Raw genomic sequence first — 13,795 nt, forward strand, 5'->3', positions numbered from 1 at the left:
GCCGCCGCGGATTTGCCGGAAAGGTTGAAGTCATCGGCCGACCCTTGGATGGGCCGACCAATCAAAACCAAGGAGGAGATTATGATGTCCGCAAACCTGTCGAGACGCAAATTCCTGGCCGCGAGTGCGGCAGTGACAGCCGGCTCGCTCGCCGCGCCATGGATCGCCAGGGCAGACGCGAACGAGATCACCGCACTGCTGATCACCGGCGGCCCGCTCTATCCCAAATACTGGGAAAAGATCGTTCAGGATTTCACCGCCAAGACCGGTATCAAGGTTCGCTACGACTTGCTGGAATTCACCCCGCTGACGGCGAAGGTGGTCACGTTGAGCGCGGCGCGATCGAGCCAATACGACGTCTATAGCACCCATACGGCGCAGATCGATTCCTACTTCAACCATTTTGCGCCGCTGAACAGCTATTTCAGCGACAGCGAACTCGCGGAATTCTACCCGGTCGCGGTCAAGTATCTGCGCGATCCCAAGACCGGAAACCTGGCGGCCATTCCGCGCAACATGGATTCGCGCGTTCAGTACTACCGCAGCGACATCTATCAGGAAAAAGGCCTGAAGCCGGCTGAGACCTGGGAGGAGCTCGTCGATGTCGGGCTGAAACTGACCGGCAATGGCCATTATGGGCTGGTCGTGCCGGGGCAGGGCGATCCAGCACAACGCACCTTCAGCGACCTGCTCTGGCAAGCCGGCGGCGATTGGGTGGACCAGGCCAATAAGCCGGCCTTCAATTCCGAAGCCGGCATCAAGGCCCTGACCTTCTATCGCGATCTCATCCAGAAGCACAAAATCGTGCCACCCGATGCGGTCGGCTATCAGTGGAACGAGAATTCGACCGAATTCTCGTCCGGCACCGTGTATGCGAATTTCGATTGGCCGGGCGCATTCGCGACCCTGTCGAATCCGGAGACCTCACGCGTCGTCGGCAAGTGGTCGACTGCGCCCTACGTCAAGGACAAGGCCGCGATTTCATGCGCCATTTCGCATGCCATGGCGCTCAACGGACAATCCGGACGCAAGGACGCCGCCGTCGAATTCATCAAGTATACGGTCGGTCCCGAGGCGCAGCGGTTGCAGTTCGACCAATTCACCAACTTCCCCAGCAGCCAGGCTATCGCCAAGGAAGTGATATCAGCGGCAAAGGGGCCTCAGGCCGTGTGGCTGCAGCAGCTCGAGACGACGATAGCCAACGGCAAGGAATGGCCGAAGCTGGCCGGCTTCTCGAAAGTCTGCACGCTGATGTTTTCGGCCATCGAACAGGCCTTGACCGACCAGGTCTCTCCCGCGGACTCGCTCAACCAGGCGGCGACGGAGGCTGAGGAGATCATGCGCCGGGCCGGAGCTTACGATTGACGATGCCGTCCGTCGCACAGCATACGGTGTCGGGGCGTCGGCGACGTTCGCCGCTGCCCTACACCTGGCCGAGAGGATACCTTCTGGCCAGCCCGGCGCTCCTCGTCATGCTGGCTATCCTGCTCTATCCGCTCGGATACTCTTTCACCATGAGTTTCTTCCGCTGGGATCTGAGCGGTTCGGCGCCCTTCATCGGAATGGCAAATTACACCGACGAACTCTTCGGCCGCCAGTTCGACCAGGCACTGCGAAATCAGACGATATTCAGCATCATTTCGATCACGATTGAAGTGGTGGCTGGAATGGCTATCGCCGTGCTCGTCAATGGCAAATTGCGCGGCATGCGGCTCGCGCGCACCTTGCTCCTGGTGCCTCCGATGATCGCGCCCGCAGTGGTGGGCCTGAATTTCCGGTGGCTGTTCAACACCCAGTACGGCCTGGTCGACGCGCTGTTGCGCATGTTCAATCTGCCCGACATTCCATGGCTCAACCATCCGACCTGGGCGCTCGTCTCCGTGATCGTCGCCGATGTCTGGCAGAACACGCCGTTGATGGTGCTACTGTTCCTTGCCGGCCTGCAGTCCTTGCCGCAGGAACCGCTCGAGGCGGCCACCGTGGACGGCGCGACGCCATGGCAGCGCTTCTGGCATATCGTGCTGCCGCTGATGCGTCCGATCATCATGATCGCCCTGATGCTTCGCATCATCGACACGTTCCGGACCTTCGACGTCGTCTGGCTGATGACGCAGGGCGGGCCGGGCGGCGCCACCAACCTGCTCACCGTCTATTCCTACCTGCTGGCGTTTCAGGCGGTGGATTTCGGACATGCGGCGGCCGTCTCCTACATCGCTTTGGGGATGTCGCTGTTCGTGCTCGGGCTCCTCTACGGAATACCGTGGCTGATTGCGAAACGGAGGGCGATATGAGCGAAGCCGCAATCGTTAGCGCACGTCCCAGGCCAAAGCGCCGGCGCCGTCGGTTTACGGTGGGGATCGCCGGCCAGTATATGGCGCTGGCCCTGACCGTCGCGTTCACCGTCTTTCCGCTGGTATGGCTATTCCTGACGTCGATCCGCAGTTCGGCCGACATCTTCTCGGTGCCGGTGCACATCATCCCCGAGACCGCGACGCTAACACAATACGTCTCCGTTTTCGCGGAGTACGACACTATGGACTATGTCTGGAACACCGTCATCGTCTCGGTGGCGACGGTCATCCTCGTCCATCTGCTGGCCATTCCTTGCGCCTATGCCTTGTCGCGTTTCAGGATGCCGGGCGCGATGCTGATTTTCGGGCTGCTTTTGATCATGCGCATGATCCCGGTCATCGCGCTTGCCATTCCGCTCTTTGCCGTGTTTGCCGCCTTGGGCATGCTCGACACCATCTGGGCGCTGATCCTGAGCCATACGGCCGCCAAACTGCCTGTCGCCATCTGGCTGCTTCTGGGCTTCATCCAGGACGTGCCGAAAGAGATCGAGGAGGCTGCCCAGTCGGACGGCGCCGGCACGGTGCGCACGCTGGTCCAGATCGTGGCGCCGCTGATTGCTCCTGGTATTGGCGCCAGCGCGGTCATCACCTTTCTCTTCACCTGGAACGACCTGCTGCTTGCCCTGACCCTGACCTCCAGCAAGGCCGCTCAGACTCTGCCGGTCGGGCTCACCAACTTCGTCTCGCAATTCGGCATCGACTGGGGCGCCATGTCGGCAGCCGGCGTCCTGATGGTCATCCCGACCCTGGTGTTTGTCTGGTTTGCCCAGGGGCTGCTGGTCAAGGGTCTCACCACCGGTGCCGTCCGCGGCTGAATGACGGACATGCACCCAAAACGCTCGACGGCTTCGACGACGGGATACGCAACTGAGTGACGATCGGTGAGGTCAGGGACCTCGCCGCGCAATCGGAGGATACGGAATGGCAGCTGATCAGATACCGGCGATATCGGACATTTCGCGACCGCCGAGACAATTGGTCGATGCGCTTGCGGCGATCGGCTCGGCGACGCTGGCCAGCGAACTCTACCACAAGATGGGCATTCGCGACCCGCAGATACGGGGCCCGCGTCCGTTGAGGCTGGGCCGCACGGCGGCGGGGCCTGCTCTCACGCTCCAGTGCATGCCGAAGCGCGAGGATCTCTACAACGAGACCGAATATGAGGAGCCGGAGCGGCAGTTGCACCGTCACGTGCTCTATCCCACGCAGCCGGGCGACATGGTGGTGGTCGATGCGCGCGGCGATCTGGGAAGCGGCATCTTCGGCGAGATGATGCTGACCTATTTCGCCGGGCGCGGCGGGGCCGGCGTGGTTGTCGACGGCTGCATCCGCGATTCCGCCCAGGCGGCGGCTTTGGACATCGGCATCTGGGTGAGGGACGTCACGCCGAATTTCCACGCCCAAACCAACATCGTGCCGTTCGCCGTCAACGTTCCCATCGCCTGCTCGAACGTGCTGGTCATCCCTGGCGATATCATCGTCGCCGACGATGACGGCGTGGTCGTCGTGCCGGTCGCCCTTGCTCCAAAATTGGTCGAGCTCGCCGGAGCGCATATTGAGTGGGAAGAGTTTTCGCGCTCGCGCCTGGCGCAAGGGGGAGACCTGCGGAAATACTACCCGTTGAGCCCCGAGGGCGAGGCCGAATACCGAGCATGGCGGCATGCTCAACAAAAATGAGTGGTGCCGGACGGGAGGACAATAGATGTCTGCAATTGAGATAGAACAGCTCGGCAAGAGCTTCGGCGCCGTGGAAGTTTTGCGCGACGTCAATATCGAGATCGCCAGCGGCGAGTTCGTGGTGCTGGTCGGCCCGTCAGGCTGCGGCAAGTCAACGCTGCTACGCATGATCGCCGGGCTGGAAGAGCAGACGACCGGCGAGATCCGCATCGGCGGGCGTGTCGTCGACGAGATGCCGGCCAAGTCGCGCGACATAGCCATGGTCTTCCAGAGCTACGCGCTCTATCCGCATATGAGCGTGGCCGACAATATGAGCTTCGCGCTTCGACTGGCCAAGGTCCCCAGGGAAGAGATTGTCTCGAGAGTCAAGGCGGCTGCCGAAATCCTTGGCCTGCAGGACCTGCTTGGCCGGATGCCGCGGCAGTTGTCTGGCGGCCAGCGCCAACGTGTCGCCATGGGCCGCGCCATCGTGCGCGATCCAGCCGCTTTCCTGTTTGATGAGCCGCTCAGCAACCTCGATGCCAAGTTGCGTGTCAAGATGCGCGCCGAAATCAAGAAGCTTCACCAACGGCTCGGCCGAACGAGCATCTATGTCACGCATGACCAGACCGAGGCGATGACGCTCGCCGACCGCATCGTGGTGTTGAACAAAGGCCGGATCGAACAGATCGGCAGCCCTTCCGAGCTCTACGAGAACCCGGCTAATCTGTTCGTCGCAAGCTTTATCGGCTCGCCGGAAATGAACCTGATCGAGGGCCGCATCGACAACGGCGCATTCGTCGCCGATCAGGGCTTGCGCTTACCCTTGCCGGCGGCTTCTCGGATGGGCGACAGGGATGGGGTAGTTTACGGGATTCGTCCGCAGCACGTTTCGGTTGGCGGCAACCACTCTCAGGCGAGGGTGCAAGTGGTCGAGCCGACCGGTGAGGCCCAGGAGCTTACATTAAGTGCAGGTGGAGTCGACCTGGTGGCCGAGGTGCGGGATCAGCCGCCCTTCAAACTTGATCAAGAGGTTGGGTTGGAGATCATGATATCCAAGGTGCATCTGTTCGATGCTCGTAGCGGCACCAGGATTGCTTAGGGCGCGCTGACGGGCGAAAAACGCCCTATGCATCATGCTCTTCGTCAATTGCCACTTGCTGCCTGGTTTCCGCCAAAGAGGGCCGTCTGACCGTGCCCGCGAAACGGCCTTGCGGACGTCGCCGACTGGCTATCGTGAAACAGCACCTCCCTCGCTTGGCCGGTCCTGACCGGCCAGATGATCGCCTTGGCGTCGAACCACCGGTGATCGCTGTTTGCCCATCGGCCGTCACGGCAATCGCCCGCATCGCTCCGCCATGACCGCGAAGCTCGGCACCACGCGTTTCTACGCCGCAGAGGAACGGACCAACGGCCGTCAGACATAGTGCGAGCGTCGTCCTCATTGCACCCCGGGCCATTCCGTGCTCCGTTGGCGCAGCGCCGCCGTTGCGGGCACCAAGCTTGCCGGACCGGCCATATCGTTCACACCGTTCGAGGCAATCATATGACCCAGAATATGGAAACCGATCCCTTCAACGTCTCCATGCGCAAGTTCCTCAAGCAGGTCGGCGTGACTTCGCAGCAGGCAATCGAGAAAGCCGTGGCGGAGAAGGGCCTGAAAGGACAGGGCCGACTGACCGTGAGGGCCGTCATCACCTCGGAGCCGGCAGGCCTGCGCCATGTCGTCGAGGGCGAGATCGATCTGGGATGAGAGCTGCGGCTTGATCGGGGTCGGCTGCTATTTGAAGAACCGTATCTGCCCGGCGGGCGATGAATCGTATCCGGCAAGCTCGGCGGCGCGGCTGGCGAAGATCTCCTGCCCTAGCAAACGCAGGAGCGCCTGGATCGGTTGTTGGAAGTAGGTCCGCTGCCGCATCAGGAGATCGAAGCTTTCCCAGGCCAATGGAACGAAATCGAGGCCAGCGGCGCGTGCGGCCGCGCGGGTGGCTATTCCGCAATCGGCCCTACCAATGCGCACGGCAGCCGCGAGATCGGGTCCAGTCAGGCAGGGCGGCTCCAACCGGTTGACGTCGTCTTGTTTCGCGCCGGAGTCCGCCAGCAATTGCGTGAGCAGCATGTCCGCGCCTGCGCCGTGTTGGCGAATCGCGATGCGTGCCCCGGTCGCAAGTACGTCGGTCAGGTTGCTGAGCGATTTTGGATTGCCTGGCGCGAGCAGCAGCCCTTGCTCGCGGCGGGCGAATCCGACCAGAACCGCATCGTAAAGCCGCGGCCTGGTCGCAATCGCGGCGACATTCGGGTCCGGGTCGCGGCTGTGGAAATGGATCGCAGCGGCAGACACCTCGCCGCGCAGCAGGCGTGTCACGCCGGCTTCCGTGCCTTCCGTCAGAAAGGCCAGACCGGAGCCCGATTGCCGCAAAGCCCATTCGAGCAGGTCGTCCTGGCTGCCGCCGACGATCGGCGGCGGCTCGGTTTGGGTCATTCCTGCGGGCCGGACCAACCCCGACATGACCCAACGGTCGAGTTCATGCCGCGGAAACAGCCACTTGCCCGCCACCTTGCTGCACGGGATACGCTCCTCCGCGATTAGGTCATAAAGCTTGCGCTCGCCAATGCGCAGATAATCGGCGGCTTCGGACGTCGTCAGCAAATTCATCCTGCATTGATATGCATATTCCTGAATAGGTTCAAGGATTTGACTCTGACGGAGGAGTTGCAGGACATTGACGCCGGACAGGACTGCGAGGAGCAATGTCGGAAGGGCTGGGTGCATGGCAACTGATCGCGGGCGGCGACGCCACGCTGTTTGCCATCGTGCGCCTGTCGCTCGCCGTGAGCCTTTCGGCTGTCGCGATCGCCATGGTCGCAGGCCTGCCGCTGGGCGCAATTATCGCGCTGGCACGCTTTCCCGGTCGTTCGGCGATCGTCGTGCTGCTGAACGGTTTCATGGGCCTGCCGCCGGTGGTGGTCGGGCTGACGGTCTATCTGCTGCTATCGCGATCCGGGCCGCTTGGCGAGTTCGGCCTTTTGTTCACACCCGCCGCCATGGTCATCGCGCAGGCGCTATTGGTGCTGCCCATCATTGCAGCGCTGACTCGCCAGACGGTCGAGGATCTGTGGCGCGAGTATCGTGAGGAACTGACTGCGATGCAGGTCGGGCCGGCGGGCCTGGTCGCCACGCTTTTGTGGGACGGCCGCTTCAGCCTCGTCACGGCTCTGCTGGCGGGTTTCGGCAGGGCGGCGGCCGAGGTCGGCACCGTGATGATCGTCGGCGGCAACATAGATGGCTTCACCCGCACCATGACGACGGCAATCGCACTTGAGACCTCGAAGGGAAACCTGCCGCTCGCCATGGGACTCGGCCTGATGCTGATTTTCCTCATCCTGCTGATCAACGCCGCCGCCTGGGGCGTGCGGGTTTGGTCCGAGCAACGGGCGGGCTAGGGATGCGGGCTGCTCAGAGCGATCTTCCACTTGTCTTCGATGACGTGTCGCTGGTCGCCGGTGCGACGACCATCCTGGACCGGGTGAACCTGACGATCGGGCCGCGCGCGCCGACTCTGGTCGTCGGCCCGAACGGATCGGGCAAAACCTCCCTGCTGAGGCTCTGCATGGGGCTTGTTGCACCTTCTGCGGGAGCCCTGACTTGGGGGGGACGAACGTTTTCCCCGCCGACACGGCGTGCGATCCTGTTCCAGAAGCCGGTGATGCTGCGCCGCTCGGCGGCCGCGAATGTCGCCTATGCACTGGCTCAAGCCGGCTGTCCGCGCCGGCTGCGGGCCCCGCGCGCGGAGGAACTGCTCGAGCGCGTCGGTCTTCTCGATCTCGCGGCACGTCCGGCACGGCATCTCTCCGGTGGCGAGCAGCAGCGGCTGGCCCTCGCGCGCGCCCTGGCGCGCCAGCCCGAAATCCTGTTGCTCGACGAGCCGACAGCCAGTCTCGATCCGGCGGCGACGCGTTTTGTCGAGCAGATCATCATCACGGCTGCCCAATCGGGCACGAAGATCATCATGGCATCGCACCACCTCGGCCAGGTACGCAGGATCGCGGGAGACGTCGTCTTTCTGCTCCGGGGGCGCGTTTGCGAGCACGCCGACGCCGACGACTTCCTTGACCGCCCCGCGACCCCGCAAGCCGCTGCCTTCGTGCGCGGCGAGCTCGTGCTTTGATCAACTGGACCGAGATTGAGATGCTGATCCGCCGAATGTTCTCTGCGCTTATGGTGCTTCTGATGCTAGCCGGCGGCGCACCTGCCCAGGACCAGTCGATCGTCGTGGCGTCGACGACCTCGACCCAGGATTCTGGCCTGTTTGATTACATCCTGCCGCTGTTCGAGAAGAAAACCGGCATCAGCGTGAAGGTCGTCGCTCAGGGCACCGGTCAGGCGCTCGACACCGGTCGGCGCGGCGATGCCGACGTGGTCTTCGTCCATGCCAAGGCGCAGGAGGAGAAGTTCATAAAGGAAGGCTTCGGGGTGAAGCGCTTCGACGTGATGTACAACGACTTCGTCCTCGTGGGCCCCAAGAGCGACCCGGCGGGCATCAGCGGGACCAAGGACATCGCAGCCGCGCTGATCGCCATCGAAGCCAAGAAAGCGGCCTTCGTGTCGCGCGGTGACAGGTCCGGCACCCATTCGGCCGAATTGGGTCTGTGGAAGACGGCCGGCATCGACATCGAGGCGGCCGAGGGGCCGTGGTACAAGGAGATCGGGCAGGGCATGGGGGCGGCGCTCAACGCCGCGGCAGCGATGAACGCCTATACGCTTTCCGATCGTGGCACATGGCTGTCGTTCAAGAATCGTGGCGTGTTGGACATCGCCGTCGAGGGCGACAAGCGGCTGTTCAACCAGTATGGCGTGATGCTGGTGAATCCTCACAAACATCCAAGCGTCAAAGTGGAGGCCGGCCAGCGCTTCATCGATTGGCTGGTTTCTCCGGAGGGCCAGAAGGCGATCGGGGAGTACAAGATCGACGGGCAGCAGCTCTTCTTCCCGAACGCGCAGCGCGAGCGTTCCTGAAGCTGGTTGCAAACAGGCTCGCGTCTGCTTCAATATCGCGCCATGACGAGAACGTTTTCTTCGACGGGCCCGCTGACTCCCCTGGAAGCGGCGCTCGATGCGCTGCTCGATGGTGTAATGCCCGTCACTCCCCGCTTGGTGCCGCTTGAACAAGCCCTAGGCTATGTCGCTGCCGGGATGCCGGCTGTCGTGCCAGCTCAGCCTGCGCGAGACATCGCTGCCATCGACGGCTGGGCGTGTCGCGCCCTCGACCTCGTGGGGGCATCAGCCTATTCGCCCTTAGTTTTGCCGGTCGCGCCGATCTGGGTCGAGACGGGTGAGGCAATGCCTAAAAATCGCGACTGTGTGCTGCCGGCCGGCCTCGTCGATTGCAGTGGACCGATGATCCAAGCGGTAGCTGAAGCCGTGCCCGGTCAGGGTGTGCGCCGGGCGGGCGAGGATATGGCGGCGGCCCGCCCGCCAATGCTTGAGGGAAAGGCGATCGGCGTCGCCGACCTGCTGGTCGCCCGCAAAGTGGGACTGAGCCAGCTTGCCGTAAGGAGCCCGCGCGTGCGCGCGATCGACGTCGCCGCCGACAGCAACGAGACATTCTCAATGCGGCTCGTGGTCGAGAGCCTGAGTGCCTCGGGCGCTTCGGTTACCGATATAGAGACCGTAAAGCGCGACGCGGCATCGATCATTGCCGCTCTGGATGGCGAGGCCTGCGATTTTCTGTTCCTGATCGGTGGTACTGGTGACGGCCACGCCGACGTGACCGCCGAAGCTCTTGCGCGGCGCGGGGTGTTGATTAGGCACCGCATGGCCTTACGACCCGGAGGGACAACGGCGATAGGCCGGCTCGGCAAGACACCGGTGGTCGCATTGGCCGGATCGCCGCTCCACGCTTTCGCCGGGTTCCTTGCGCTTGTCCAGCCAGTCCTGGACCGCCTGTCGGGCAGATCTGAACGGCCCGGCATCATCTTGCCGCTCTCGCGGAAAATCTCATCCGCGGTCGGACTTTACGAGCTCGTTCTGCTCGGGAAGGAACGGGATATGTGGACGCCGCTCGCCGTCGGCGACTTTTCGCTGGACGCCATGCGGCTTGCCGACGCCTGGCTTGCGGTCCCGGGCGATAGCGAGGGGTATGCCGTCGGCACGCCCGTCTCCGCCTTTCCGCTCCGCAACTTTTGATCGAGTGAGCTCCTATGACGAATTCTCCATCATCGGCCCAGCAGAAGAGCGGGCAGGAGCAGTTCCTGACGATATTATCGCGCGAAGCTGCGCTGGCGCGCTTCGAGGCAGTGTTGTTTCCCCGCCCGTTACCGACCGAGACGCGGACGCTGGCCGACGTGCTCGGGCTGGTTCTTGCCGAAGACGTGGCGGCGCCGGTCGACGTGCCGCCCTTTGACCGCTCCAATGTCGATGGCTTCGCGGTACGTGCGGCCGACCTGGCTGCCGCCTCTGAAACCCGTCCCGTTCGGCTTGAGCTGAATGCGGAAGCGATTGCCTGCGGCACGGTTCCGCAACTCCCCGTTCTGACCGGAACCGCCACGCCCATCGCAACCGGCGGGCCGCTGCCGCGTGGCGCGGACGCGATCATCATGGTGGAGCATACCCATCCGGTGGGGTTGAGTGCCATCGAGGTGGGGCGCGGCATCTCGCCCGGCCAGTTTGTCTCCAATGCAGGATCTGACATGGCGCGAGGAGAGGTCGTGCTGCGCACCGGAACGCAAATCGGCTCGCGCGAAATCGGCATGCTCGCCGCGTGCGGAATCGCACAAGTGGCCGTGGCGCGCAGGCCACGCGTGGCCGTGCTCTCCACTGGCGATGAACTCGTTCAGCCGGGCGAGCCACTGCGGGCGGCCGGCATCTATGATGCCAACGGACCGATCATCGCTGCGGCGGTCACTGAAAATGGCGGCGAAGCACATTTTCTCGGTGCCTTCCCAGACGACGAGGCAACGCTTGAGACGGCTATGCGCGAGGCGCTCGCCGCCCACGACGTACTGATCCTGTCGGGCGGCACGTCCAAAGGGGCAGGGGATGTCACGCATCGCATTATCGGCCGACTGGGCAAGCCCGGCATCATCGCCCACGGCGTGGCGCTGAAGCCCGGAAAGCCGCTTTGCCTGGCGGTGTGCGGGGGCAAGCCGGTCATCGTCCTGCCGGGATTTCCGACCTCGGCCATGTTCACCTTCCATGACATGGTGGTACCCGCCCTGCGGCGCATGGCGGGGCTGCCGCCGCGCGTCGATGCTCAGGTCACCGCAAGCCTTCCATTGCGGGTTCCTTCCGAACTCGGACGGACCGAATTCGCGATGGTCTCCCTTGTGCAAGGGCAGAAAGGATTAACGGCCTATCCGACTGGTAAGGGCTCGGGAGCGATAACATCCTTTACCCAGGCGGACGGCTTCATCCGCATCGAGGCACTGGCCGATCATGTGCCTGCCGGTGCCGACGTGCCGGTAACGCTGTTCACGCCGCGGGTCCGCGTTCCCGACCTCGTCGTCATCGGCAGTCATTGCGTCGGCCTCGATCTGGTCGTTGGCGAACTTTCGCGCCGCGGGATTTCGGTGCGCTCGCTGTCTGTGGGAAGCCTGGGCGGTCTTGCGGCGGCCAAGCGCGGCGAGTGCGATCTCGCTCCCATCCATCTCTTCGACCCGAAGACGCGGAACTACAACGCGCCCTTCCTTGGTGACGGTCTCGAACTCGTGCCAGGCTGGCGGCGCATGCAAGGCTTGGTGTTCCGCCGAGGCGACGAGCGCTTCGAGGGCCTCGGCGCGGAGGACGCGGTCCGTGCCGCGCTCGCCGATCCCGATTGCATGATGGTCAATCGCAACCAAGGCTCGGGAACGCGTATCCTGATCGACCAACTCCTCGGCGCGGAACGCCCGGACGGCTACTGGAACCAGCCGCGCACACACAATGCCGTGGCAGCGGCGGTAGCGCAGAAGCGCGCCGACTGGGGCGTCACCATCGCGCCGGTCGCGCGTGCGGCCGGGCTCGGTCTTATCCCGTTGACCGAAGAGCACTACGACTTCGCGCTGGTTTGCGCGCGAAAGGATCGGCCCGCGGTGCACGCGTTCCTCGAAGTTCTCCAGACCGACGAGATGCATTCGGCGCTGGAGCGCGCGGGATTCAGCCGGCCGGGTTAGCGGCAAGCAGCGCGGCCAGCCGCTCGGCTTCGGCGAGGTCGTCGACCGTGTTGGCGTTGAAGAACGGGTCCACCGGCTCTGCCGGCCAGGACACGATGGCAAGGCCGTAGCGGGTAGTCCACCGGTCGATCTTGCGCAGGCCCTCGTTGGTCAACGCATGCCGCAATTCGTCCCGCAAGGCGACTTTCCAGAGCCCGATGACCGGATGCGCCTGACCGCCGGATGCCGCCACCGCCAAATCCGCCCCCTCGGTCATGCGCGTCCGCTGGAGACGTGCAACGAGGTCGCGCGGCAGGAAAGGACAATCACCGGCGGCGCTGACCACCCACTCGACGTCGGGCCTGTTGTCCGCCGTCCAGTCGAGCGCGGCGAGCATGCCGGCGAGCGGCCCCGGATAACCCTCGATCGTGTCGGCGACGACGGGCAGGCCAAAACGGGCGAAGCGAACGGGGTCGCCATTGGCATTGAGAACGAGCCCGTCGCACTGCGGTCCCAGCCGTTCGATAACATGCTCGAGCATCGTGCGTCCGCCGATCATGCGCGTCGGCTTGTCGCCGCCGCCCATGCGCCGACCCAGACCGCCGGCGAGCAAGACGCCCAGCGTCATGGGCCGCTCAGTCGTCATGCTCGGCACCCTTGCGGCGGTGGTGCGGCGCTTCCTCATCGACCGAAGCGATATCCTGGTCGAAGACGATCCGCTCCTGGCCTGAAAGTGCGGTGAAGCGCTTGCCGCGCGCCCGGCCGACCAGCGTCAGTCCCACCTGGCGGGCCAGCGCCACGCCCCAGGCGGTGAAGCCGGAGCGCGAAACCAGGATGGGAATCCCCATTCGAACCGTCTTGATCGTCATCTCGGAGGTCAGCCGCCCGGTCGTGTAGATGATCTTATCCCCCGGATCGATGGCGTGGCGGTACATCCAGCCGGCGATCTTGTCGACGGCGTTATGGCGGCCGACGTCTTCCATATAGCAGATCGGCGTGCCCTCCCTGCAAAGGACGCAGCCATGGATCGCGCCTGCTTCCAGATAGAGCGACGGCGTGGTGTTGATCTTGTGCGTCAGCTCGTAGAGCCAGGAGGTGCGAAGCTCAGCAGGCGGGAGCGTGATGTCCTCGATCGCCTCCAGCACGTCGCCGAAGGCGGTGCCTTGGGCGCAACCCGAGGTCTGCGTTCGCTTTCGGAGCTTCTGCTCGTAGTCGGTGTTGCGCTCGGTGCGAACGACCACGACCTGGAGGTCCTCGTCATACTCGACGTCCGTCACCACATCGGTGGGCAGAAGCATGTTCTGGTTCAGCAGATAGCCGAGCGCGAGATATTCAGGGTAGTCGTTGACCGTCATCATCGTGACGATCTCCTGAGCGTTGAGATAGAGCGTCAGGGCACGTTCGATCGGTACGCGGACCTCCACCGTCGCGCCTGTATGGTCGACGCCCGCAACCAGCTCCGTCAGCCGTTGGTCTTGCGGATCGGGTGTGATGATGGCGTGTTCCGGTTGGCGTAGCATCAAATGCATGGCAGTCTCCTGACGTCGTATTCTGGCTCGCGCCTGCGCTAGCTTGCCGTATCTTACAGGCTGTTCAACCGAAGCTGATTAAAAAAAGCCGGATTGATGCGATTACGAAGAAGCCGGCACGCTCGTAGA

14 protein-coding genes are annotated in these 13,795 nt (G+C 63.6%); 11 read left to right on the forward strand and 3 right to left on the reverse strand.

Annotation, left to right across the window (positions count from 1 at the left end):
- The first annotated feature begins 81 nt into the window (after positions 1 to 81).
- From LB551_RS01515 to LB551_RS01540, 6 genes are all read left to right on the forward strand, one after another.
- Positions 82 to 1,365 (forward strand): ABC transporter substrate-binding protein, encoded by a 1,284-nt coding sequence (locus LB551_RS01515; protein WP_140499374.1) that lies wholly within the window; start codon positions 82 to 84, stop codon positions 1,363 to 1,365.
- Positions 1,366 to 1,367: 2 nt separating this feature from the next.
- Positions 1,368 to 2,291: a carbohydrate ABC transporter permease gene (locus LB551_RS01520; RefSeq protein ID WP_224658182.1), complete on the forward strand. Its 924-nt coding sequence runs from the start codon at positions 1,368 to 1,370 to the stop codon at positions 2,289 to 2,291.
- The gene (locus LB551_RS01525) at positions 2,288 to 3,166 is read left to right on the forward strand and encodes a carbohydrate ABC transporter permease (RefSeq protein WP_224657955.1); all 879 of its coding nucleotides are present in this window, start codon (positions 2,288 to 2,290) and stop codon (positions 3,164 to 3,166) included. The genes LB551_RS01520 and LB551_RS01525 overlap by 4 nt, the downstream gene beginning before the upstream one ends.
- Positions 3,167 to 3,272: 106 nt before the next feature.
- Positions 3,273 to 4,028 (forward strand): ribonuclease activity regulator RraA, encoded by a 756-nt coding sequence (locus tag LB551_RS01530; RefSeq protein WP_140521326.1) that lies wholly within the window; start codon positions 3,273 to 3,275, stop codon positions 4,026 to 4,028.
- Between the two features lie 25 nt (positions 4,029 to 4,053).
- Positions 4,054 to 5,109, forward strand: a complete 1,056-nt coding sequence (locus tag LB551_RS01535; protein ID WP_224657956.1) for an ABC transporter ATP-binding protein — start codon at positions 4,054 to 4,056, stop codon at positions 5,107 to 5,109.
- A 444-nt stretch (positions 5,110 to 5,553) separates the two neighbouring features.
- Complete coding sequence (locus LB551_RS01540; protein ID WP_140499366.1) at positions 5,554 to 5,760, forward strand: DUF6494 family protein; 207 nt, start codon at positions 5,554 to 5,556, stop codon at positions 5,758 to 5,760.
- 27 nt (positions 5,761 to 5,787) lie between these two features.
- On the opposite strand, the gene LB551_RS01545 is transcribed toward LB551_RS01540, so the two are convergent.
- Positions 5,788 to 6,663, reverse strand: a complete 876-nt coding sequence (locus tag LB551_RS01545) for a helix-turn-helix transcriptional regulator (protein ID WP_224658183.1) — start codon at positions 6,661 to 6,663, stop codon at positions 5,788 to 5,790.
- 95 nt (positions 6,664 to 6,758) lie between these two features.
- Between LB551_RS01545 and LB551_RS01550 the strand changes: the two genes are divergently transcribed.
- The 5 genes from LB551_RS01550 to LB551_RS01570 are packed head-to-tail and all read left to right on the forward strand — an operon-like array spanning position 6,759 to position 12,158.
- Positions 6,759 to 7,451 carry an ABC transporter permease gene (locus LB551_RS01550; RefSeq protein WP_224657957.1) on the forward strand — a complete coding sequence of 231 codons (693 nt, stop codon included), beginning with the start codon at positions 6,759 to 6,761 and terminating at the stop codon, positions 7,449 to 7,451.
- Positions 7,452 to 7,453: 2 nt separating this feature from the next.
- Positions 7,454 to 8,176, forward strand: a complete 723-nt coding sequence (locus tag LB551_RS01555) for an ATP-binding cassette domain-containing protein (protein WP_224657958.1) — start codon at positions 7,454 to 7,456, stop codon at positions 8,174 to 8,176.
- A gap of 35 nt (positions 8,177 to 8,211) precedes the next feature.
- The gene (locus tag LB551_RS01560) at positions 8,212 to 9,024 is read left to right on the forward strand and encodes an extracellular solute-binding protein (protein WP_224657959.1); all 813 of its coding nucleotides are present in this window, start codon (positions 8,212 to 8,214) and stop codon (positions 9,022 to 9,024) included.
- A 42-nt stretch (positions 9,025 to 9,066) separates the two neighbouring features.
- Positions 9,067 to 10,194: a molybdopterin-binding protein gene (locus tag LB551_RS01565; protein WP_224657960.1), complete on the forward strand. Its 1,128-nt coding sequence runs from the start codon at positions 9,067 to 9,069 to the stop codon at positions 10,192 to 10,194.
- Between the two features lie 14 nt (positions 10,195 to 10,208).
- A complete protein-coding gene (locus LB551_RS01570) occupies positions 10,209 to 12,158 on the forward strand; it encodes a molybdopterin biosynthesis protein (protein ID WP_224657961.1) in 1,950 nt (649 codons plus the stop codon).
- Here LB551_RS01570 and mobA read toward each other — a convergent pair.
- Both mobA and LB551_RS01580 read right to left on the reverse strand, forming a co-directional pair.
- Entirely contained in the window at positions 12,142 to 12,783 is a 642-nt protein-coding gene (mobA, locus tag LB551_RS01575) for a molybdenum cofactor guanylyltransferase MobA (RefSeq protein WP_224657962.1), read from the reverse strand. The genes LB551_RS01570 and mobA overlap by 17 nt on opposite strands.
- Positions 12,773 to 13,657 carry a formate dehydrogenase accessory sulfurtransferase FdhD gene (locus LB551_RS01580; RefSeq protein WP_411970927.1) on the reverse strand — a complete coding sequence of 295 codons (885 nt, stop codon included), beginning with the start codon at positions 13,655 to 13,657 and terminating at the stop codon, positions 12,773 to 12,775. The genes mobA and LB551_RS01580 overlap by 11 nt, the downstream gene beginning before the upstream one ends.
- Between the last annotated feature and the right edge of the window lie 138 nt (positions 13,658 to 13,795).

It is taken from the genome of Mesorhizobium sp. BR1-1-2 (assembly GCF_020165435.1).
GTDB lineage: Bacteria > Pseudomonadota > Alphaproteobacteria > Rhizobiales > Rhizobiaceae > Mesorhizobium.

Excerpts from the sequence above, each read along its gene's own strand:
- LB551_RS01530 (WP_140521326.1), top strand. The coding sequence starts at position 3,273 with ATGGCAGCTGATCAGATACCGGCGATATCGGACATTTCGCGACCGCCG.
- LB551_RS01545 (WP_224658183.1), bottom strand. The coding sequence starts at position 6,663 with ATGAATTTGCTGACGACGTCCGAAGCCGCCGATTATCTGCGCATTGGC.
- LB551_RS01580 (WP_411970927.1), bottom strand. The coding sequence starts at position 13,657 with ATGCTACGCCAACCGGAACACGCCATCATCACACCCGATCCGCAAGAC.
- mobA (WP_224657962.1), bottom strand. The coding sequence starts at position 12,783 with ATGACGACTGAGCGGCCCATGACGCTGGGCGTCTTGCTCGCCGGCGGT.
- LB551_RS01520 (WP_224658182.1), top strand. The coding sequence starts at position 1,368 with ATGCCGTCCGTCGCACAGCATACGGTGTCGGGGCGTCGGCGACGTTCG.
- LB551_RS01555 (WP_224657958.1), top strand. The coding sequence starts at position 7,454 with ATGCGGGCTGCTCAGAGCGATCTTCCACTTGTCTTCGATGACGTGTCG.
- LB551_RS01515 (WP_140499374.1), top strand. The coding sequence starts at position 82 with ATGATGTCCGCAAACCTGTCGAGACGCAAATTCCTGGCCGCGAGTGCG.
- LB551_RS01525 (WP_224657955.1), top strand. The coding sequence starts at position 2,288 with ATGAGCGAAGCCGCAATCGTTAGCGCACGTCCCAGGCCAAAGCGCCGG.
- LB551_RS01570 (WP_224657961.1), top strand. The coding sequence starts at position 10,209 with ATGACGAATTCTCCATCATCGGCCCAGCAGAAGAGCGGGCAGGAGCAG.
- LB551_RS01565 (WP_224657960.1), top strand. The coding sequence starts at position 9,067 with ATGACGAGAACGTTTTCTTCGACGGGCCCGCTGACTCCCCTGGAAGCG.
- LB551_RS01540 (WP_140499366.1), top strand. The coding sequence starts at position 5,554 with ATGACCCAGAATATGGAAACCGATCCCTTCAACGTCTCCATGCGCAAG.
- LB551_RS01535 (WP_224657956.1), top strand. The coding sequence starts at position 4,054 with ATGTCTGCAATTGAGATAGAACAGCTCGGCAAGAGCTTCGGCGCCGTG.
- LB551_RS01550 (WP_224657957.1), top strand. The coding sequence starts at position 6,759 with ATGTCGGAAGGGCTGGGTGCATGGCAACTGATCGCGGGCGGCGACGCC.
- LB551_RS01560 (WP_224657959.1), top strand. The coding sequence starts at position 8,212 with ATGTTCTCTGCGCTTATGGTGCTTCTGATGCTAGCCGGCGGCGCACCT.